Source organism: Paracoccus aminophilus JCM 7686 (genome assembly GCF_000444995.1).
GTDB lineage: Bacteria > Pseudomonadota > Alphaproteobacteria > Rhodobacterales > Rhodobacteraceae > Paracoccus > Paracoccus aminophilus.
The window spans coordinates 2,252,911-2,272,552 of record NC_022041.1; the positions used below are offsets into that span (position 1 = coordinate 2,252,911).

At 58.9% G+C, this 19,642-nt stretch carries 25 protein-coding genes; 23 read left to right on the forward strand and 2 right to left on the reverse strand.

The genetic code is table 11. From position 1 onward, the window contains the following. Positions 1 to 26 precede the first annotated feature (26 nt). From JCM7686_RS10945 to JCM7686_RS11040, 22 genes are all read left to right on the forward strand, one after another. A complete protein-coding gene (locus JCM7686_RS10945) occupies positions 27 to 1,238 on the forward strand; it encodes a phage portal protein (protein ID WP_020950897.1) in 1,212 nt (403 codons plus the stop codon). Then, positions 1,228 to 1,371: a hypothetical protein gene (locus JCM7686_RS24700; RefSeq protein WP_158442356.1), complete on the forward strand. Its 144-nt coding sequence runs from the start codon at positions 1,228 to 1,230 to the stop codon at positions 1,369 to 1,371. Before JCM7686_RS10945 ends, JCM7686_RS24700 begins: the two co-directional genes overlap by 11 nt. Continuing rightward, on the forward strand, positions 1,368 to 1,688 hold the full coding sequence (locus tag JCM7686_RS10950; RefSeq protein ID WP_020950898.1) for a gene transfer agent family protein: 321 nt from the start codon (positions 1,368 to 1,370) through the stop codon (positions 1,686 to 1,688). Before JCM7686_RS24700 ends, JCM7686_RS10950 begins: the two co-directional genes overlap by 4 nt. Beyond that, positions 1,678 to 1,947 carry a spike base protein, RCAP_Rcc01079 family gene (locus tag JCM7686_RS10955; protein ID WP_020950899.1) on the forward strand — a complete coding sequence of 90 codons (270 nt, stop codon included), beginning with the start codon at positions 1,678 to 1,680 and terminating at the stop codon, positions 1,945 to 1,947. The genes JCM7686_RS10950 and JCM7686_RS10955 overlap by 11 nt, the downstream gene beginning before the upstream one ends. Beyond that, entirely contained in the window at positions 1,944 to 3,476 is a 1,533-nt protein-coding gene (locus JCM7686_RS10960; RefSeq protein WP_020950900.1) for a phage major capsid protein, read from the forward strand. Before JCM7686_RS10955 ends, JCM7686_RS10960 begins: the two co-directional genes overlap by 4 nt. A gap of 3 nt (positions 3,477 to 3,479) precedes the next feature. Then, positions 3,480 to 4,076 (forward strand): hypothetical protein, encoded by a 597-nt coding sequence (locus JCM7686_RS10965; protein ID WP_020950901.1) that lies wholly within the window; start codon positions 3,480 to 3,482, stop codon positions 4,074 to 4,076. Next, positions 4,076 to 4,420 (forward strand): HNH endonuclease, encoded by a 345-nt coding sequence (locus tag JCM7686_RS23970; protein ID WP_020950902.1) that lies wholly within the window; start codon positions 4,076 to 4,078, stop codon positions 4,418 to 4,420. Before JCM7686_RS10965 ends, JCM7686_RS23970 begins: the two co-directional genes overlap by 1 nt. Continuing rightward, positions 4,413 to 5,129 (forward strand): tail assembly protein, encoded by a 717-nt coding sequence (locus tag JCM7686_RS10975; protein WP_020950903.1) that lies wholly within the window; start codon positions 4,413 to 4,415, stop codon positions 5,127 to 5,129. The genes JCM7686_RS23970 and JCM7686_RS10975 overlap by 8 nt, the downstream gene beginning before the upstream one ends. A 186-nt stretch (positions 5,130 to 5,315) precedes the next feature. After that, complete coding sequence (locus JCM7686_RS10980; protein ID WP_020950904.1) at positions 5,316 to 6,413, forward strand: DUF262 domain-containing protein; 1,098 nt, start codon at positions 5,316 to 5,318, stop codon at positions 6,411 to 6,413. Positions 6,414 to 6,445: 32 nt separating this feature from the next. Beyond that, positions 6,446 to 7,039 carry an MAE_28990/MAE_18760 family HEPN-like nuclease gene (locus tag JCM7686_RS24395; RefSeq protein ID WP_148292610.1) on the forward strand — a complete coding sequence of 198 codons (594 nt, stop codon included), beginning with the start codon at positions 6,446 to 6,448 and terminating at the stop codon, positions 7,037 to 7,039. Positions 7,040 to 7,178: 139 nt separating this feature from the next. After that, on the forward strand, positions 7,179 to 7,487 hold the full coding sequence (locus JCM7686_RS23460) for a head-tail connector protein (protein WP_020950906.1): 309 nt from the start codon (positions 7,179 to 7,181) through the stop codon (positions 7,485 to 7,487). Beyond that, a complete protein-coding gene (locus tag JCM7686_RS10990) occupies positions 7,487 to 7,945 on the forward strand; it encodes an HK97 gp10 family phage protein (protein WP_020950907.1) in 459 nt (152 codons plus the stop codon). The genes JCM7686_RS23460 and JCM7686_RS10990 overlap by 1 nt, the downstream gene beginning before the upstream one ends. Beyond that, positions 7,938 to 8,360, forward strand: a complete 423-nt coding sequence (gp17, locus tag JCM7686_RS10995) for a tail completion protein gp17 (RefSeq protein WP_020950908.1) — start codon at positions 7,938 to 7,940, stop codon at positions 8,358 to 8,360. Before JCM7686_RS10990 ends, gp17 begins: the two co-directional genes overlap by 8 nt. Continuing rightward, positions 8,360 to 8,671 carry a phage head closure protein gene (locus tag JCM7686_RS11000; RefSeq protein WP_041527294.1) on the forward strand — a complete coding sequence of 104 codons (312 nt, stop codon included), beginning with the start codon at positions 8,360 to 8,362 and terminating at the stop codon, positions 8,669 to 8,671. Before gp17 ends, JCM7686_RS11000 begins: the two co-directional genes overlap by 1 nt. After that, complete coding sequence (locus JCM7686_RS11005) at positions 8,668 to 9,069, forward strand: P27 family phage terminase small subunit (protein ID WP_020950910.1); 402 nt, start codon at positions 8,668 to 8,670, stop codon at positions 9,067 to 9,069. Before JCM7686_RS11000 ends, JCM7686_RS11005 begins: the two co-directional genes overlap by 4 nt. Next, entirely contained in the window at positions 9,066 to 10,718 is a 1,653-nt protein-coding gene (locus JCM7686_RS11010) for a terminase large subunit (protein ID WP_020950911.1), read from the forward strand. Before JCM7686_RS11005 ends, JCM7686_RS11010 begins: the two co-directional genes overlap by 4 nt. A gap of 18 nt (positions 10,719 to 10,736) precedes the next feature. After that, on the forward strand, positions 10,737 to 13,280 hold the full coding sequence (locus tag JCM7686_RS11015) for a phage tail tape measure protein (RefSeq protein ID WP_020950912.1): 2,544 nt from the start codon (positions 10,737 to 10,739) through the stop codon (positions 13,278 to 13,280). A gap of 446 nt (positions 13,281 to 13,726) precedes the next feature. Further along, positions 13,727 to 14,152: a hypothetical protein gene (locus JCM7686_RS11020; protein ID WP_020950913.1), complete on the forward strand. Its 426-nt coding sequence runs from the start codon at positions 13,727 to 13,729 to the stop codon at positions 14,150 to 14,152. Positions 14,153 to 14,209: 57 nt separating this feature from the next. Continuing rightward, positions 14,210 to 14,812 (forward strand): hypothetical protein, encoded by a 603-nt coding sequence (locus JCM7686_RS24400; RefSeq protein WP_020950914.1) that lies wholly within the window; start codon positions 14,210 to 14,212, stop codon positions 14,810 to 14,812. A 157-nt stretch (positions 14,813 to 14,969) separates the two neighbouring features. Continuing rightward, a complete protein-coding gene (locus JCM7686_RS11030; RefSeq protein WP_041527296.1) occupies positions 14,970 to 15,191 on the forward strand; it encodes a hypothetical protein in 222 nt (73 codons plus the stop codon). Positions 15,192 to 15,679: 488 nt separating this feature from the next. Next, positions 15,680 to 16,144 (forward strand): DUF2380 domain-containing protein, encoded by a 465-nt coding sequence (locus tag JCM7686_RS11035; RefSeq protein ID WP_020950916.1) that lies wholly within the window; start codon positions 15,680 to 15,682, stop codon positions 16,142 to 16,144. Positions 16,145 to 16,217: 73 nt separating this feature from the next. Further along, positions 16,218 to 16,490: a hypothetical protein gene (locus JCM7686_RS11040; protein ID WP_020950917.1), complete on the forward strand. Its 273-nt coding sequence runs from the start codon at positions 16,218 to 16,220 to the stop codon at positions 16,488 to 16,490. 21 nt (positions 16,491 to 16,511) lie between these two features. Here JCM7686_RS11040 and JCM7686_RS11045 read toward each other — a convergent pair whose 3' ends face one another. Beyond that, positions 16,512 to 18,032 carry a DNA recombination protein RmuC gene (locus JCM7686_RS11045; RefSeq protein ID WP_084621064.1) on the reverse strand — a complete coding sequence of 507 codons (1,521 nt, stop codon included), beginning with the start codon at positions 18,030 to 18,032 and terminating at the stop codon, positions 16,512 to 16,514. Between the two features lie 155 nt (positions 18,033 to 18,187). On the opposite strand from JCM7686_RS11045, the gene JCM7686_RS11050 reads away from it, so the two are divergent. Then, positions 18,188 to 18,736 (forward strand): NADPH-dependent FMN reductase, encoded by a 549-nt coding sequence (locus tag JCM7686_RS11050; RefSeq protein ID WP_020950919.1) that lies wholly within the window; start codon positions 18,188 to 18,190, stop codon positions 18,734 to 18,736. Positions 18,737 to 18,751: 15 nt separating this feature from the next. Here the strand turns inward: JCM7686_RS11050 and JCM7686_RS11055 are convergent, their stop codons facing one another. Then, positions 18,752 to 19,606, reverse strand: coding sequence for a hypothetical protein (locus tag JCM7686_RS11055; RefSeq protein WP_020950920.1), 855 nt, complete (start codon positions 19,604 to 19,606; stop codon positions 18,752 to 18,754). Between the last annotated feature and the right edge of the window lie 36 nt (positions 19,607 to 19,642).

A 19,642-nucleotide genomic window follows, 5' to 3' on the forward strand; every position in this document is an offset into this window, starting at 1 on the left:
GTAAGACTGTAGCGAGTTTCGTGTTTATGAGTTCGATCACTGCCCGCCTTGCCCGCGAGATCGGGCAAGGCGTCACTGAGTCCAAGGCGTTCACCCTCAATTCGCCAGAGGCGCTGGCGCTCTTCGGTGGTCTGCCGGTCCGCTCTGGCGTCACTGTCAACAGCGCCACGGCCCTGCGCGTCCCTGCTGTCACCTGTGCTGTCGGGCTGATCGCGGAAGCCTGCGGGAACCTGCCGTTTAAGCTTCACGACCGCGACACGCGCGAGGCGCAGAAGGATCACCCAGCTTATAGCCTGATCCACGGCGAGGCGAACGAATGGACCTCTGCCGAGGAACTGCGCGAGCAACTGACCCGTGATGCCCTGCTAACCGGCCACGGTTTCGCCGTGGTTACGCGCAACACTCAGGGCCTGCCGGTTTGGCTTCACCGGATCGAGCCGAGCGCGGTTGCAATCGAAGCCGATGATTACGGTGAACCGCGCTACAAGGCCCGGCTCAAGGACGGCGGCGACACGGTGCTGCCCTTCGCCGAGGTTCTGCATATCTCGACGCTCGACGGTGTTTCTCCGATCCAACACGCAAAAGAGGCAATCGGTCTCGCCCTTGCCGCTGAACAGCACCTTGCCGACTGGTTCGGTCAAGCTGGCCGTCCTTCGGGCTACCTCTCCACCGAGCAGGATTTGAAGCCCGAAGCTTCGGCCAAGATCATCTCCGGCTGGTCACAGGTTAAATCGGGCGGCTCCGCGATCCTCGACGGTGGCATGAAGTATTTTCCGCTCGCGACGACAAACACCGATGCCGAGTTCTACACAAACCGGGTTGAGCAAATCCGCGAGGTCGCCCGTGCCTTCCGCATCCCGCCGACCATGCTCTTTGAACTGTCGCGCGGCACATGGTCGAACACCGAACAAATGGGCCAGCAATTCCTGACCATGACGCTCCGGCCTTGGCTGAAGCGCTGGCAGGCTGCTTATGCCCGCGTCCTGCTGACCGTCGAAGAGCGCAAGGCGCTCTATGTCGAAGCGGAAACCAAAGACCTCTTGGCCGTCGATTTTGCGGCGCAGGCCACCGCCTATAGCCAATTCGTCGCCATGCGCGCCCTGACCCCGAACGAGGTTCGGGCCGGTCTGAACCTGCCGCCGATGGACGGCGGCGACGAGCTTTCCAATCCCTTCACAACCTCGGGCGGTGGCGTTGCCTCGGCCCCCTCCAAGCAGGAAACGACCAATGACGCCTAAGCAAAAGGCGGCGATACTCGCCGCCCTGACCGATCACCGCGAGAGCTTTGACCGTATCATGACGCTGGTCAAAGCCAAGATCATTGACCCCCGCGAGGCGCGCGCCTTGCTCAATCTGGACGCTGACGCATGATCTCGGTGACTGGCTTCTTTGGCGATCAGGAACGCGCCTTCACCCTGACCGATGACATGCTGCTTGAGCTTGAGGCCAAGACCGGCGCAGGCGTTGGCACCATCTTCCAGCGGCTCACAGCGCAGGCGTTCGGCCTCGCCGATCTGGTCGAGGTGATCCGCCTTGGCCTGATCGGCGGCGGCTGCAATCCCCAAGAGGCCGAGCGCCTTGTGAACGCCTACGCCCGTAATCGCCCCATTTCCGAAATCTTGCCGCTCGCCACAACGATCTTGGCGGCGCGCTGGCTTGGCACCGAAGAGGTTCAACATGCCGATTAAAGACCGTTTCGAGGGCTACGCCGATAGCTTGGCCTCGCCCTATGTTGAGGATGCTTTCGCAATCATGCCCTCGGATAGCTCCGATCTGGCCCAAGTCACCAAAGGTCTGAACGTCAATACGGGCGGCACCATCCGCGTGCGGATGAAGAGCGGCGCGGACGTGACGCTGACCGTCCCGGACGCCTGCATCCTGCCCTTTCGCATCTCGCGCGTCTTCGCCACCGGCACGACCGCAACGGGTATCGTGGGGCTGGCATGAGCGACCGTATCGAGATTAAGGCGCAGATCACGGCAAGCGAGTCCGGCGAGATCACCGGGCTTGCTTGGCCCTTCGGCACGCCCGACCGCGTGGGCGACGTGATCCAGAAAGGTGCCTTCGACCGGCCCGAGGCGCTGCCTATGCTCTTCGCCCATGACCAAGGCCAAGTCGTCGGGGTCTGGGATGAGATCGCGGAAACGCCCGAGGGTCTGGCTGTCAAAGGTCGCCTTCTGATCGATGAGGTCGAGCGCGCCCGCGAGGTTCGCGCCATGATCCGGGCCGGTGCGGTTTCTGGCCTCTCGATTGGCTTTGTCACCAAGTCCGCCCAACGCCATGCGAAGGGGCGCACCATCAGCGCCCTTGCACTTCACGAAATCAGCATTGTTGCGGTCCCGGCGCATCCGGGGGCGCAGATCACCTCTGTCAAATCTGTAATGAGTGAAAGTTCCGAGATGGAAAACGAAAACCTGAATGACGACAAATCGAAAACCTCGGCGAATGATGCCTCGGGCTTCGACCAGAAGAAGTTCGACGCGGTTCTGTCGCGTCTGGACAAGATTGAAGCCAAGGGCAATCGCCCTGCTGTCGTGGATGAGAAATCAACTGACGCCAGCGAAAAGAAGGCATTCGTCAACTTTCTGCAAACCGGCCTGATCGACCAGAAGGCGCTAACCATTGCTGCCGACGCCCCGGCCTATGTGCTGGCACCGGAAGAGACCTCGGGCGAGTTCATCCGCAATCTGGTCGAGTTCAGCCCGATCCGCTCGATTGCCGATGTGCGCGCAACCGGCTCGCATACGATCCTTTTGCCGAAGCGCACCGGCATCACGAACGCCGTTTGGGTTGGCGAGACTGAAGACCGCACCGCCTCGGAACCGAGCTTCGACCAGATGGATATTTCCATCAAGGAACTTGCGACCTTTGTTGATCTGTCGCTTCGGATGCTCGAAGATTCCGCCAACGTCGAAGCAGAGATCCGCCTCGCACTGGCCGAAGACTTCGGCAAGAAAGAGGCCGTCGCTTTCGTCAATGGCGGCGCTGGTGCTACTGCTGCCGTTCAGCCGCAAGGCTTCATGACCGCCACCGGCATCGCCGAAGTGAACAACGGTCACGCAACCAATCTTTCGGCAGATGCCCTGATCCGGCAATTCTATGCCATGCCTGCGACCTATCGGAACCGTGCAACTTGGGTGATGAACGGCACCACGCTGGCCGTGATCCGCACCTTGAAAGACGGCAACGGCAACTACCTCTGGCAACCGAGCTATCAGGCAGGCCAGCCTGAAACCATTCTCGGGCGTCCGGTCGTCGAAGCTCTGGATATGCCGAACATCGCGAGTGGCGCGACTCCGATCATGCTTGGCGACTTCAAGGCGGGGTATCGCATCTATGACCGCGTGGAATTGGATGTTCTGCCCGACCTGCTGACACAGCGCACCAAGGGCCTTGCCCGCTTCCATGCCCGCCGTCGCGTTGGTGCTGGCGTGATCCGCGCGGACGTGTTCTCCAAATTGAAGATGGCCGTATAAGCCATGCTCCAGCCCGCACATGAGGTTCAATTGCGTCTTGGCGATCATGCCGTGACACTGCGCGCCGATCTGCGGGCCGCTGCTGCTCTTGAGGCTCTGCCGGGTGGCATCTCTGCCACCTTCACCGGCATCCTGCGCGGGCGCTTCACGGAAATCCGTCGCGTGATCCTCGCAACCGCGACGGATGAGGCAGGGGCGCACAGTCTTCTTCTGTCCCTGTCACACAAGCCGCTTGCGCCCGTCCTGCCCGAAGCGCAGGCGGCTTGTCTTGATCTCATGGCGAACCTGCTGCCTGCCCCATCGGACGGCCCGAGCGACGGACCCGGCATGACATGGGAATCTGTCATTGCCGAGTTCTACGGCTTCGCGACTGCCTATCTCGATTGGCCCCCATCCGAGACTTGGAACGCCAGCCTGCAAGAGATCGAGGCCGCGCTGATCGCCAAGGGCGAACGTGCAAAGGTCGAAAACGCCACGCCGGAAGAACGCGAAACGAAACGCCAGCCGCTCACTCCGGAACAGCGCCGCCAGATGGAAGAGCAAGGTCTTGATCCAGACTTCGACCGCATGGGCCTGCGCGAACTACAGGCAATGTTCTGATGCCACGCCCGCCCCGTCTTTGCTCATGTGGTGCCATTGTTCCGGCTGATCAGCTTTGCGCATGTCAGGTCGAACGCCAACGCGAGCGCAAGCGCCGCCACGACCAGAACCGGCCTTCATCCTCGCAGCGCGGCTATGGCACCGAATGGCGCAAGCTCCGGGCCGAGTTCCTGCGCGTGCATCCTTGCTGTGCCTTCTGTGGGGCCGAGGCGCAGGTTGTCGACCATATCAAGCCACATAGGGGCGTGCCTAAGCTACTCTTTGATTGGCGCAATCTACAATCACTCTGCAAGCCCTGTCACGACCGGGTGAAACAGCGAATGGAACGTGCTTCAAATGAATGACCTCTATCTTCACGGCGCTCTTGGGAAAGAGTTTGGCCGTCATTTCCGTTTCGATATTGAAACGATTCAAGACGCCCTTATGGCTCTTCGCGCCAATTTCCCGACCTTCGCCAATGCGATCCGAAACGGGTTCTATGAGATCGTCGTTGGTAAAACCCGCACCAATGGCCTCAGCCTCGAAGAAGCGCAGCTTGCCGGATTCCGCCTAGGCCAGAACGCGCTACATATCGTCCCAGTTGCTGCGGGGCGCAAGCGGGGCGGTCTCGGCAAGATCATCGCGGGCATTGCGCTCATTGGCCTGTCTGCTGCTACGGCTGGCGGTGGTGGCCTGCTTGGTGGCGCTCTCTGGGCAGGTTCGAACGTCACAGGCTCGCAGATCGTCGGGCAGATAGGGACGGGGATGCTGCTGACGGGCGCCTCTTCTCTGATCGCCCCACAGCAGAAAGCTGAAGATACCACCCAGAGCTTCACCATGTCCGGCCCAACCTCGAATCTGCGCGAAGGCGCCATTGTTCCTATCGCCTACGGTGAGGTGGTCACGGGCGGCTACATGATCTCGGGCGGCATCTCCATCGAGCGCAATAGCGGAGACAAAAACGACGACGCTAGCGCTGCGAGCTCCACCTCGATCACCATTGACACCCAAGGCGGCTCGCTGCGCGAGCGCGTCACTACGCCGGGCGGCGCATCTCCGACAGAAGATGACTAAGCCGCGCGAAAACATACCTCAATACACTGGCGATAAGGCATTGTTCTGAGACTGGAACAGCCTGCAAACGCTCTGCAAGCCCTGCCACGACAGGGACGTGCATAGGTTTGAGCGAGAAACACATATCTCGACAAGCGAAAGAATCACTGGATAAGATAGCACAGCCGCCTACTAGGAGTGCATTTGTTGTCTAAAAATTCTGTCAACCTTGAAGACGTTCTTGATAACGCAAGGCAAACGGTAAAAACCGACTCTTATCCAATGTCGATTGGCGAGCTCGCAAGTATGTATGAGGCGGGAGAAATCATCCTCCGACCAGAATATCAAAGATACTTCCGCTGGAGCTCGGAGCAGAAGTCAAAGCTAATAGAATCTATTCTCATTGGGTTACCGCTTCCTTCGGTTTTTGTCGCTCAAGACGAAAAAGGGAACTGGGAAGTCGTCGATGGGATGCAGAGGCTGTCGACAATATTCGACTTCATGGGAATTGTTGATGATGAGACAAAGCGTAATGCATATTACACTGCGTTCGAAACTCTGTCTGATGATCTGTATTATATCGAGGAGTTCACTGGAAAGGGTTGGGCAGACTTTGGGCGCAGAATTCAACTCGATTTCCGAAGAACCAAGATACAGCTAACAATCCTGCTCCGCGAAACGGATCTTGACGCAAAATTCGAACTGTTCCAAAGGCTGAACTCGGGCGGAACATCAATTTCCGGACAGGAACTGCGTAATGCTATTATTGCCGGGAAGAATCCTGAAGCTCTAAAGTGGTTTGAAAGCCTTGCTCAATACGAACCGTTCGTAAAAGTGTGCGGCATGTCTGATCGCGATCTATCGGTCCGTATGGATGTGGAGCTTGTTCTAAGGTTTATCGTCTTTCTCTCTGACGAGATACAAAGCCTGCCAAAAGCTAAAAGTGTTGATGTATTCTTAACTAAAGCCCTTAGGAATATACTTTCTGATGATAGCTTTGACTATGCAGGGCATGAGGTGACCTTTAAGAAAACCTTCGATGCCATTCTCGCGGCATGGGGTGAAAATGCTCTGCGCTACAAGAGTAGCCCCGGAACAGGTAAATTCTCCATTTCATTTTTTGAAGCTGTAGCTCTTGGTGTGGCACAGAACATTGAGAAGCTACCATCGAAAAAAGTTCTCAAGGAGAAAATTGACAGTGTCGGGTCCAATAGAGCATTTAGAACTGCTTCTGGAAGCGGAAAGAACGCTCAAAGGCGCATCCCCGAATTGGTCAAGCTGGGTGCTAAGTATTTCAAGATTTAGTCGCGATCGACATGAATATAGATGAACTCCAGTTGGAAATTGACCGTATCAGGTCATGGCGAAAGCTTGAGCTTTCTCAGGCGCGCGCTATTGCTGAAAGTCGTGCGGGACGAGCTGAGGAGGCCTACCTGTGCCGATCTTGGGCGGTGATGATATATGCGCATTGCGATCAAGCAATTAAGGCAGTCTCCAGAGCATATTTGGACTATCTAAAAGTTCATCCAAGAGAAGGATATGACTATCGAACCGCTTGGCTCTCCTTTCATGGAAAGGAGGCCATAAGGCACTCCTCTGATGCTCGATACTTACTCTGCCGACCTGATGTTGCAGAGTTCAGGACGGATCTAATAGGCGGTATAAATCAAAAAGCAGTTATCGATACTTCAAACTTCAGCTATCCGATGCTTCGCTTTCTGTCTGATTGGGTTGTCCAATGCACTTTTGACCACAGCCTTTACAGAGCGTTTTGCTCGACGTTAAAGGAGAAGAGAGACGCAATTGCTCATGGCGAGGAGATATTCTTGCGATCAGTAGATGACTGCATTAGTTGGCATGATCCTGCAATTTCATTGCTTGATGGTTTTTCAGAGTCCGCGTTGGAAACTGCTCTTCTGCATCCAGCATAAGGAGGGGGTATCTCTGAACTTCCGCGCCATCTCGGGAACCGGCGGGGGGAGGCACGCGCAAGATAGGCCGAATTTAACTTTTCAGCCGAATCGGCATGTGGTATTTATGCAACAGTGATGTTTTCGCGAGTTGCTTGTTATGCCCCTGCCGACTGCCCTTGTCCGGGCGCACCTGAATATCCTTCCCGGTGAGCGGGAAGACGAAGCCGAAATCCTGACCCATTATGCCAACGTGGCCGAGGCGTGGGTTTCCTCCTATACCGGCCTACCGTTCGACCCTGCCAACGCTCTGATGGTTCAGGCCGCGCTCTTGCTGGTCTCGCATTCCTATGAGAGCCGCGAGGCTGTCACCTTCGCCAGCCCGTATCAGCTTCCCTATGGCGTCCATGACCTGCTGTCCGGGCTCAAGCGCCACGTCATCAGCTATACGCCCGACGAGGCCGCGTAATGGGCGAGTTCGTTCAAGGAAGCGAAGAGCTTCAACGCAAGCTCATGGCGCTGCGCGACAAGATGCCCGAGGCTATCCGTCCGACGCTGATGAGGGCGGGCGAGGAAGTCGCCAAGGACGCCCGCGCTCTGGCCGAGGCATCGCGGCGCACGGGCGATCTGATCGAGAGCATTCACGTCACCGGCCCCGGTGAGACCACGCCCGCCCATAGCACAGACGGCGGTGCGCGCACGGCTGGACCGCTCGAAGTGCTGGTGACGGCGGGCGACACTGACGCCCGTCATGCCCATCTGGTCGAAGGCGGCACGGTCGAACGCCAGCACAAGGACGGCACCAGCACTGGCGCCATGCCCGCGAAGCCGTTCTTCAACCCGGCATGGCGCTTGAACCGTCGCAAGCAGGAACAGCGCATTAACCGCGCCCTTCGCAAAGCATGGCGCGAGGCTGTCAATGCTTGAGCCTTCCCTTGCCCTTCAAACTGCTGTCGGTGACGCGCTTGCGGCCTCGCCTGCTGTCACTGCCCATGTCGCGCCCGAGCGTATCCGGGCAGGTAGCATCCGCCCCGAATTCATGCCTGCAATCCTGCTGCCTGCGGGCAATGTCGAAATCCTCGGGCGTGCTGCCAGTGGTCAGACGGTGGCAGAGGTGAGCCTGATCCTTCACCTTTGGGCAGTGCAAGATTCCTCGGACGTGGCGCAAGAGATCGCAGGCGCGGTGCTGGCTGTGCTGATGGACGCCCCGCCTGCCGCTGGTTTCTGGTTCGATGAATGGGACCGGCCTTCGCTGGCATGGGTTCCTGATCCTGACCCGGCGCAGTCGCACAGTCACGCTGCGATCAAGCTGCGGGCCGTGATCCGGTGGAGGGCTATCTGATGCAGGCGGGCAAGCTTCAACACCGCATCGAATTGCAACGCCTGACCGAGACCTTGACCGCCAGCCGGAAGGTTCAGGAGGTTTGGACGACCTACGCCACGGGCCGGGCCGAGCTTCGGCAAGCTGGTCTTTCCGAGTTCCTGCGCAATGACGTGGAAGGCACGACCTCGAACGCGGTCTTTCTGATCCGCTGGATTCCGGGCGTCTCGGTCGCGGATCGGATCACCCATGACGGCAAGGTCTGGAATATCGTCGCCATTGCCGAGATCGGGCGGCGGCGCGGGCTTGAGCTACGGGCGGTGGCGGCATGAGCGTTCATCATCGCGGCATAAAGCCTGCCGTCTCCAAGGACGCCGAGGCGCTGACCAAAGCCCCGCCCGCACCGGCCTACCTGTCGAAATGGGCAAAAGCCGAATGGCGGCGGATCATGCCGCAACTGATCGCGCGCCAGATCATCACCCGCGCCGATCTGGCAGGCGTCGAAAACTATTGCGGCGCTGTCGGTGCTGCCTGCCAGATCGCCGAGATTATCAACGTGATGCCGGTCCCGGACCTCAAGCTAGGCGGTTTGCAAATCCGCTACATGCAAACGGCACGCCAGCTTGCCGCCGAATATGGCCTGACCCCGACCAGCCGCGCCCGCATCGGTGGCGGTGCTGACCAGCCCGATCCGAACGCACGCCCCAACCCTTTAAGTTTCCGTCGATGAGCAAAAGCACCTATCCGCATTGGATTTTTGACGGCTCCGAAATTCCCGATCCGTTCGGCTATGGCGAACAGGCGGTGCAGTTTTTGCGCTCGCTGTCGCATCCGCAAAGCGCACTTCCGGGGAACGCCTTTCAGCTTGACGAATGGCAAGAGCGGATTGTCCGGCGCATCTATGGGCCGCGCCACCCGGACGGCTCACGAATTGTCAAAGACGTTTGGCTTGAAGTTCCGCGTGGCAATCGTAAGACCTCGCTTGCTGCTGCGTTCTCACTGCTTCACCTTCTCGGCCCGGAAGCGGTCCCGCAAGGTCAGGCTTACTTTTGTGCCAGCGACCGCAAACAGGCGGAAATTGGCTTTCTGGAGGCGATGGGGATCATTCGCGCCGATAGCAACCTTGCGCAAGCGGTTCGGATCAATAACCCCCAGATCGGCACCAAATCAGCCAAGAGCCTGATTGACGGAACGAAGTTGGAAACCACGACCGCCGATGGCGACAGTTACCAAGGCCGGACGCCAACGTTCGTTATGTGTGATGAGGTCCATGTCTGGAAAAACCGGAAACTCTGGGACTCAATGTGGCAAGGTCGTCGTAAGCGTGGGGCGTTGTTTATCACGACAACCACCGCTGGACGTGGACGGCATGGCTTTGCCTATGATCGCTATTCGCTCTTTCGTGATATTGCATTAGGTAAGATTAATAACCCAACCAAGCTGCCAATCATATTCGAGCCGGAAGAGGGTGACGATTGGTTAGACGAAAAGGTTTGGCATAAGGTCAATCCCGGAATGCGATATGGATATCCTATTTTGGATGAAATGCGCGACGACGCCATTACAGCGCAACATGATCCGATTGAGGGATATGAATTTCGCCAAATGGCCTTGAACGAATGGCTTGGTAACTCCACTTCGCCACTCTTCAACTTCGATGAATACGACGCGGGCGCGTTCACTGCCGAGATCGGCAAGGACGGTAAGCCTGTCGATTACGAAACCGACCTCGAAGACTGCCCCTGCTATCTGGGTGTGGACTACGCCCAGACAGGCGACCTTGCTTGTATCGTCGCAGCATGGCGGCACGAGGGCGGCGTGCATGATGGAAAGATCACGATCAAGCCTTGGTTTTTTGTGCAGTCGGAAAGGCTAGAAGATCGCGAACGGCTTGAACAGGTTCCTTATCGTCAATGGGTGAAGGACGGGCAACTAATTGTTGTTCCCGGCCCCATGGTGACGCAGCAGGCAGTTGCCGAGGTTGTTCGCGAGATAAGCGCCCGGCATGATGTTCGGCGGGTTGGCTATGATCCCTACGGATTTAGGGCAATGGCTACCGAACTTCTATCCGAGGGTATCCATATGGTCGAAATGAAACAAAGTATTGCGATTATGGGGCCAGCGAACGGCGAACTTATCCGAGCAGTCAATGGGCGACTAATTCGGCACACTAATCACCCGATCTTGCGGCATCATTTCGACGGTGTGGCGGCTGTGGTGAATGATACCGGCGTGGTTTGGATGAGTAAGGCGGATAAGAAGCGCGGGCATATCGACGGGGCAGTTGCCGCCAGCATGGCTGTATCCGGCGCGGTTACTGATAAAGATCAAGGCAGCTATTACAGCCGGGATGATGTTCTCGGTCTTCTTGTCGCGTAATGAGTAGGAAGCTTTAATATGGCACTCGATGAAACCGGCCTTCTGATCAAGCTTGAGGCGAATGTCTCTAAATGGGAGAAGGACTTCAATCGCGCAATCTCGCAGCAAAACCGTGCTTCACAGCGGATGGAACAGCTTGCCAAGCGCAACGCCCAGAAGATCGCCCAGCAATATGAGGGCCTCGGGCCGAAAATTGGCAAAGCGTTTGAAGGCATCCCCTCGGCATTGAAAGGGCTTGGCAGCGCGTTCTTGGGCGGGCTTGCCGGTGGTCTTGCTGTCGGTGGCATCACCGAGTTCACCCGTTCTCTTGGCGAGGCCACGCGCGGGATTGCAGAGATCAAGAACGAGGCGGCACGGGCTGGCGTCACCACGACCGTGTTTCAGGAATGGAAATACCTCGCCGATGAAAACCGGATCAGCGTGGACGCCCTCGCGGACGGGTTCAAAGAACTTGGAATGCGCGCCGACGAGTTCATTGTTACGGGCGTCGGTCCTGCCGCCGAAGCCTTCACCCGTCTTGGCTATTCCGCCGACCAGTTGAAGGCCAAGCTCAAAGACCCCTCGGCCCTGATGCTTGAGGTTCTTGGACGGGCCAGCAAGTTCGACAAATCCGCACAGAACCGCATCCTTGATGAGACCTTCGGCGGCACGGGCGCGGAACAGCTTGCCGTCCTACTCGGGCAAGGCGAAGACGCCATGCGCGCCACGATTGAACGCGCCCATGAAGTCGGCGCGGTCCTTGATAGCGACGTGATCGACCGCGCCGCCGAGGTCGACCGTAAGTTTACCGCGCTACAGGCCAGCGTCTCGAACTTCGGCAAGCGTGTTGTGATCTCGGTGGCCGAGGGCGTGGTCGCGCTCACTGACTTCCGCGACCACCTTGATGCGCTCTTTCCGAATGAGGCTGTCGGGCGTCAGGTTCTTGGCGATGCCTTTTATGATGACCTCGCCCAAAGCGAGCAGGCCGCACAGGAGAACGCCGCCACGCTTCGGGGGTTGACCGAACAGTATAACCAGCTTGCGGATAGCGCCTCTAGCGCAGCCCCTGCTTTGCTGGACGCTGCCGCCACGCTTCGCCTGATGGGCAATGATGATGCTGCCGACGCGCTGCAAGCTGCTGCCGATCGGATGCAGGCGCTTGCCGGTTCCTTCCAAGACGGCACCATGACCGGCGAAGAGTTCGCGGCCCAACTGACCGAGGTTAAGCGCGAGGCGGATAACACCTTCGCCAGCCTGTCGGACGTGGACCGCGCCAGCTTCGGCACGGTGATTGGTGAGCTTGGCGTTCTCGGTGGTGCGATTGCGGGCGTCCTGTCGCTTGCACAGTCGCTATCCAGCGCGATGGCTTCACTTGCGGACGGCAAGGCAGTGAAGGCGCTGCGGGATCGCAATGAGGCCGAAGCGGCCAGCATGGCGAGCCTAGACGCGATGACCAAGGCGAACGAGAACTTCGCCCAGTCCGAGGCTGAACGGAACGCTGCGACAACCGCGAGCATGAAACTTGAGGAAGCCCGCGCCGACGCGCGCAAACGTGCCGCTGCTGCCGGTGCCGTGCTGACCGAAGCCGAGATCACCACTGCCGCCGAGGCCGCGCTGGCGGGTGATGCCGCTCGTGCAGCTGCCGACAAGGCCGCGCGCGGTGGTGGCAAGCCCAAAGGCGGCGGCGGTGCCAAAGCCGAGAAGCTGGACGATTACGCCCGCGAGGTCGCGAGCATTAAGGAAAAGACGACCGCCCTAGAAACAGAGGCATCGGTTTTGCTGGCCGTTGCCGCCTCGGGCGAGAAGATGGCGGGCGCGATGGATTTTGCCCAGACGAAGGCCAGCCTTCTCACTGCCGCCCTGTCAGCCGGGAAGAGCCAGACGCCCGAGCTTATCGCCCAGGTGGATGCCTTGGCCCGCGCCTATGTCACGGCAGGCCAGAAGGCCGAGCAGGCAGGCGACCAGATGAAAAGCGTTGAAGATAACACTAAGCAGGGCGCACAGGCGTTCACCGATCTGGTGATGAGTGCCACCGAGGGAAGCGAAGCCTTTGCCGGTGCGCTGCGCAATCTCGGGATGCAAATCCTTCAAAACTCGCTCTTGAAGCTGATCCTTGGCTTTGCTGGTCAGGGTGGCCCGTTCGGCTCTGCGATGGGCTGGCTTGGTTCGGCCCTGACCCCGCCCGCTGGTTTTGCAGCCGGTGGCTATACCGGCGACGGCGGCAAGCATCAGGTCGCGGGCCTTGTTCATCGCGGCGAATTTGTCCTGTCGAAAGCCGCGACCGAACGCATTGGCGTGGGCAATCTCGAAAGGCTTCATCAGCGCGCGCTACAGGGCTATTCACGCGGTGGCCTTGTCGGTGCTGCCAAGAAGGCCGCAACGCCCGCCAGTGACTCGCTCCGGGGCGCCGTGCAGCACATCAACGTGACAGGTGGACCGATCACGGTGAACGCCTCGGGCGGCACACCGGAACAGAATGGCGACCTTGCCCGCCAGATAGCGAAAGAGACCGAACGCGGTATGCGTGATCTTGTCCGGGATGAACTTGTTCGCCAGCGACGCAGCGGGGGAATCTTGAGGTAACGCCGGGGTAACTTTCGGCGCAGCAATGGCGATTGTCCACATTTTCTCCTTTAGAGGGCAAGCAACCACCAAAACCCTGAGGACAACCGCGGATGTCCACATTTTCTCCTTTAGAGAGGGGAAAACCTGACCGGAACAGGTTTGTCCACATTTTCGTCGTATATTAAGATATATCTAAGAGAAGAAGACTATTAAATGACGGAGAAAATGTGGACAAACTTTATGGATACCCCTCCGGCCATACTCGGGCGCTGCGCGCCCTCGCACGACCCCTCTTCACTTGACCACCTCTCCGACCCGATAGCTCGCCAGCCTCAAAGGCCAATATCATCCGGCTCACTCACGCGCCCCTATCGACTGTATCTATTTTGCAACCAATCATAAATTTATGTTGCTTTTTTGCAACCACCGTGCTACCAGTAAACCAATATCATTGGAGCACCCACATGGCGACCACTTCCGGTTACATCAAAATCCCTGCCTCACGGCTCGAACAAATCAAGAAAGTCGCTGAGGCTCGCGGCCTGAGCGTTGCCGACACGCTTATTCACTGGATCGAGCGGGAGGTTGAGGCGGGCACAATCTCGGGCGACCTTCCCGGCGTGCGCGTCGAAGTGAAAGCCGTCAATCAGGTCGGGATTACCCTGGACGACATTAAGCTTGATCCGACGCGGGCCGAGGCCGTGGACTTCGCTAAGCGCCTTCGCGAAATCGCTGCCGGTCACCGGCTCGATATCGAAGAGCGCTTTGCGCAGGTCAAACGGCGCGGCATCGGCTTTCTTTTAACCTCGACCCTTACGGGCAAGCGCTTCCCCATGTCGTCCGCGACGGCTGGTGCTATCGCGAACCAAATCGACCGTGCGTTGGCGTAAATAGAAAGCCGGGTGTCTGGCAACACCCGGCTTGAACATAGGTAATTCGGAACGTCTATGCATAATCAAACTACTCTGATTGGCGGCATCAGTCAATCTCAAAACACCAATTCAATTTCCGAATCTGAACCACTCGCGCCATTCGCGGGGCAGTCAGATACAGGTATATTGAACTGGATATTAAGAAACGGATTTACCAAGCTCGATAAAGTTTCACTCGGGAGCTACTGCCACCACTTGTATAAGAGCAAGTCTGGCGGCGGCAATTTTGAACCCCATGTTAGAGCTTGGTTCGATGCCCTTACCGCAAAGCAACGCGATATTTTAAAGGTGCGCCGCAACGACCCGGCGAAGGTCGCCGAGCGGCAAAAGAAGAATGCTCAACGCCTCGAAAAACAGCGCGCCGACCCGGAATATCAACTGAGCCTTGCCAATAAGCGCTCCAACTACCGCGCCAAAGTCGAGCAAGAGGAAAATCGGGACGTTCGCGATTATACCAAGCTTGCGGGATTGACGCCCGAGCAGAAGAAAGAGCGCCACAAGCAACAGCAATACGAGGCGAAGAAGAAGAAGCGCGCCCTCGCGAAGGCCGCAAGCATGACGGAAGCAGAGAGGCAGGATGCCGTCATGCGCGCCGATCCGAACTTCGGCATGTTCTGACTTCCTGCACCACCCCAAGCTTCCGGACGGGAACCAAGTCAGCATTGCTGCCGTATGTATTCGGATACAGACTATCTTATTGTTTTTATTATATTTTAGTTCTTGACGCAGATTCGTCAGGCATGTCAGATTCGTCCCATCAACACAGGGGACAGTGATGAAGCGAAATATCTACCTGCTCGAACTTGAATGGGATCGCCTGCACCGCCTGCTGGCGCTTCGGTCCCTACCAATCGAAGACCAGAACGACCGGGATGCCGCCGAGATCGCGCTTGCTGATGCAGGCTGGCGACTGGCGCAAGCTGGTATCATGCCGGTGACCCTGGTGGCGGATGTTGAAGAGGTGGCGGTGAAGATGGGTCTGCCGGTCCCTCACTAGAGATGATGGAAAATCTTCGCCCGTGCGACTGCCAGCTAGAGGCGCTGTATATTCAAACTAGGCTGACCACCTAGCGCACTCAGCAACAGCGCGAACGGTTGCGATCAGTCGGTGAGTGCGCGCAAGGCATTTGCAAAACCCCGACGCGGCACGGCTAGCCTCTCCGCTGGCGCGGTGCCGATACTTACTGTGTGGAATAAAACTAGATCGGGCGGGGGAAACCTCGCCCTTTCTGCATCAGGTTAACGCAATGTAATCTGTGCCAGAAATTTTCCTAAATTTCGTGCCAGAAATTTCATAACTATCTGTTTTATATTGCTATTTACAAGGTCCAGCCTCTCACCCTCTCCCCCACATGGTCATTTCCGCAGCCGTCCTATTGCGGTGGATCAGCCTCGCGTCGCGCGCCAAGGCATCTTGCCTCGCAGATCTGGTGTTTTCTGGCGCAAAGCCGCGCGCTCTGCTAGGCTCGTGGCGGAGGTACTTCCATGCGCTGGCTCATTCTCTTGCTTGCTCTTGCCCTGCCCCACCCTTCGCGCGCCGAGGGAATCGTGGTGATGCCGGTGAAGTTTCTGGACACGTCGAAAGAAGCCACCGACCAAAGCGCGGCGCATCTTGATCGCATCGCCATTCTGACGCAGGTGCTGACCGAAGACATCGGAGCGACCGCGCTGTCCTCCCAAGACATTGCCACCGCCTGCCCCAAGGAAACGCCGGAATGCCTGCTTGCGGCTGCGAAAGCGGCCGGGGCGCAGACCGCGATCTTCATCGTTGTCCACAAAAGCAGCAGCCTCATCATGCAGGCCTTCGTGCAGGTCCTTGATGTCGATCAGCAGCATGTGCTCTTCAAACGCGATCTCAACTTTCGCGGCGACAATGACGAGGCCTGGCGCCGCGCTGGGATCTTCATGGCGCATCAATTCACCAAGACCCCGACAACACCGGCAAAATAGGGGCTTTCACCCTTGCCCCTGCAAAGCGGACATGGTGAACAGACCCCAGACAAAACAAACAATCGAGGGTCAGATGTCTTTCACGGTAAGACTGGTCATCTCTGCTTTGGTGGCCGTCGTCGTCGGCTGCGGGATGATGTATTACGACAAGAAGAACGGCGCGGAATGGGTGGTTTCGCCCGATCAGCTCGCGGCGGCCAATGGTGCGCTGGAAAGCCGCCCCGGCACGGTCACCGTGCGCCCGATCCGCAGCGAAACCGCCGATATGCTGCCCTTTAAATGGGCAGGCGCAGGGATTGCTGCGGGCATTCTGGCCTTCGTGGCGACCCGCCGCAAAACCGCCTAAAACTTTGTCAGGGGGAAGGCCTCAGCCCTCCTCCTGATCCTCAAGCGGCAGCGAGACCGGCGCGTCCTCTTGCATCGCGCTTAAGCCGTCATGGTCGAGCCCCAGACGCTTTTGCGTCCGCGCGCCGAGTTCGCGCAGCATTTCCGCCTGACGAATGACATTGCCCGGCCCGCGCGTCAGCCGGTCGATGGCGAGCGCATGGCTTTTCTGGGCGCGTTCCAGCTGGGTCCCGACATCCTCGACGGCGGCGACAAACCCGTGCAGCTTGTCGTAAAGCTGGCCCGCGCGCGCTGCGATCTGCATGGCATTGCTTTCGCGCCGCTCGACCGTCCAGATGTGATCGACGGTGCGCAACGTCAGCATCAAGGTGGTCGGCGTGGTCAGCCCGATGCGGCGCTCCATCGCGAAGCGGGCAAGATCGGGATCGGCGCGCAGAGCCTCGGAGAACGCGCCCTCGATCGGGATAAACATCAGCACATAATCGACCGCGCCCTGATCGAGCCCCTGATAGCCCTTGTCCGACAGTCCCGTGATATGGGCGCGGATCGCGGCGACATGGCGCTTCATCGCCGCCGCACTGACCAAAGCATCCTCGGCATTGACCGCCTCTTCATAGGCCGAAAGCGAGACCTTGCTGTCGATCACCAGAACCTTCTTCTGAGGCAGGCGCACCACCACATCCGGGCGCCAGCGCCGCCCCTCCTCGTCCTGTCGCGTGTCTTGCGTGAGGTAATGGATCCCCTTTTCCAGCCCCGATTCCTCAAGCAACCGCTCAAGGATCATCTCGCCCCAAGCGCCCTGCTTCTGGCGGTCGCCCTTGAGCGCGCGGGTGAGCGCCACCGCCTCGCGAGAGATCTCCTCCGAGCGCTTGTGCAGCCCCTCGATCTGCTCGCGCAGGCGCGCGCGCTCTTCGTCAGTCTGCTTGTTGCGGGTCTGCAATTCGGTCTGAAAGCGGTGGACCTGATCGCGGAAGGGCGTAAGCAGCGAGGTCAGGTTCTCGCTTTGGCGCTTGTGCATATCCTCGCCCTGAACGCGCAGGGTTTCGTCAGCCATCAGCTTGAAATTCTTGCTCATCTCCTCGCGCACCTCGCGCAGGGTGGCAATGTCGCGTTCAGCACTTTCGCGATCTTTGTCCGCCGCAAGCCGCGTCTCGGCGAGCTGGCGTTGCAGGCCAGCCTCAAGCTTTTGCGCGGCATGAAGCGCATCGCGCAGCTCGTCACGCTCTTCGACCAGCTCGGCCAGCCGCGCGCCCTGCCCGGCATGTGCGCTTTCCATCCGCCCAAGCCTCAGCTCGCTTTGGTGACGGGCCTGACGCAGCTCTTCAGCCTCGGCCGCGCGCGCCGCAAGCTGCGCGGCAACCGCCGCCGCGCCCGCCGCTTGCTCGGAGAGCTGCGTCTGAAGAAGCTCGGCCCGGATCGCGCTTTCCCGCAAACCCGCGACCGCACGCCGCCACAGCGAGAAGCATAAAAGCGCCAGAAAAAGCCCAGCTGCCAGAAGAAGCTGAAGCCGCCCGGGGTCCGAGAACCACGCGGAAATCGTCATGGAAGGGGTCGCAGTCATATGATATCGCCAAGTCAGGTTGCGGCAGTGTTCCCTTTTTGTGCCTGCCGTTCAAGCCCGTATCCAAGGGGTTAGCCGATCCCGTCCCGGATCCTCTGCCTATGGATGCCAAAAGACTGCGATTGAAAGGAAATGCAATGACGAAATCCATTGCGGTGCTGGTCGGTTCGCTGCGCAAAGGGGCAATCAACCTGAGCCTCGCCCATGCACTGGAAAAGCTGGCCGAGGGCAAGCTCAAGTTCCACTACGTCGAGCTGGGCGACCTGCCGCTTTACAATGAAGACCTCTGGGCCAATCCGCCGGCGGCGGTGCTGCGCATGAAAAAAGAGGTCTCCGAGGCCGATGGCATCCTGATGCTGACCCCGGAATACAACCGCAGCTATGCGGGCGTCTTGAAAAACGCGATGGATTGGGGCTCGCGTCCCTATGGCCAGAGCTGCTGGAAAAACAAACCGACCGCAGTGACCGGAGCGTCTCCGGGTGCGATCGGTGCTGCGGTGGGTCAGGCCCGCCTGCGCAATGATCTGGCGAGCCTGTCCACGATCCTGATGCCCGGGCCGGAAGCCTATATCCAGTGGAAACCGGAGGCCTACGGTGCGGACGGCAGCGTGACCGACGAAAACACCCGCGCTTTCCTGCAGAGTTTCGTCGATCACTTCGCCAGCTTCGTCGAAAAGCTGAGCTGATCACCTTGCCTCAGGTCAGATCTTTTCGGTTTTGACCTGAACCGCCTGTTTCGGCCCCCAGCTGGCATGGACCTTCACGGTCTCATTGGCTTTGTCGCGGGCGAAATAGGTCACGCGCTCGATGTTGTTCTCGCGAATGATTTCGGGCGCGTAAATGCCGGGGCCGGTGGTGACGAGATTGTAGCCGCCAAGCTCGGGATAGAAGCCATCCACCACCTGAGCGAAGGTCGAAGCCGGCGTGCTTTCCGCGGTGCAATTGGTCAGCACCTGCTCGATCGCATGTTTCGATCCGGCAATCACCTCTTTGCCATCAATCCAGACCCCGACCTTTTCGGCGCCAGTGACCCGGTCGGTCACAACATGATAGTGGCATTCGCCAAAGTCGGCGAGCGGCACGGTCTCGACCACGGTCTCGGTGGGTTGCCAGCCAAAGACCGAGGCAATCGCCGCGTCCTCAAGCACAACCGCCGGGCCAACCGGCCAGAACGGCCCGAAGCCCTCGTCGATCACGGTGCGGTCGACAATCACCGTCTCACCCGGTTTGCGCGGATGGGTCGGCGCCTTGACATGGGTGGGTTGCGGCACTGGACCGGTGCTGTGGCCCTTGCCCGGATGGGTCGGGGCGCGTTCGGTGTGATCTTGTCTCGCATCGGCGGCGCGCCGAACTTCGACACGTTCCTGGCGCGGGCTCTCGGTGGTTTCGCGACGCATCGCCTCAGCACGCATCACCGGGCGCGCTTCGCCCCGGCTTTGCTCTGCGGCGGGACGGCGATGCCCCTCTTCGGCGCTGGCCGACAGGACGGGAAGCATCACCCCTGAAAGCGCGGTGCTGATCGCAACGGCGCCCAAAAGTATTGATTTGATTGACATTTCTTTACCCTCAAACCTCTAACCCCGGACCCTCGC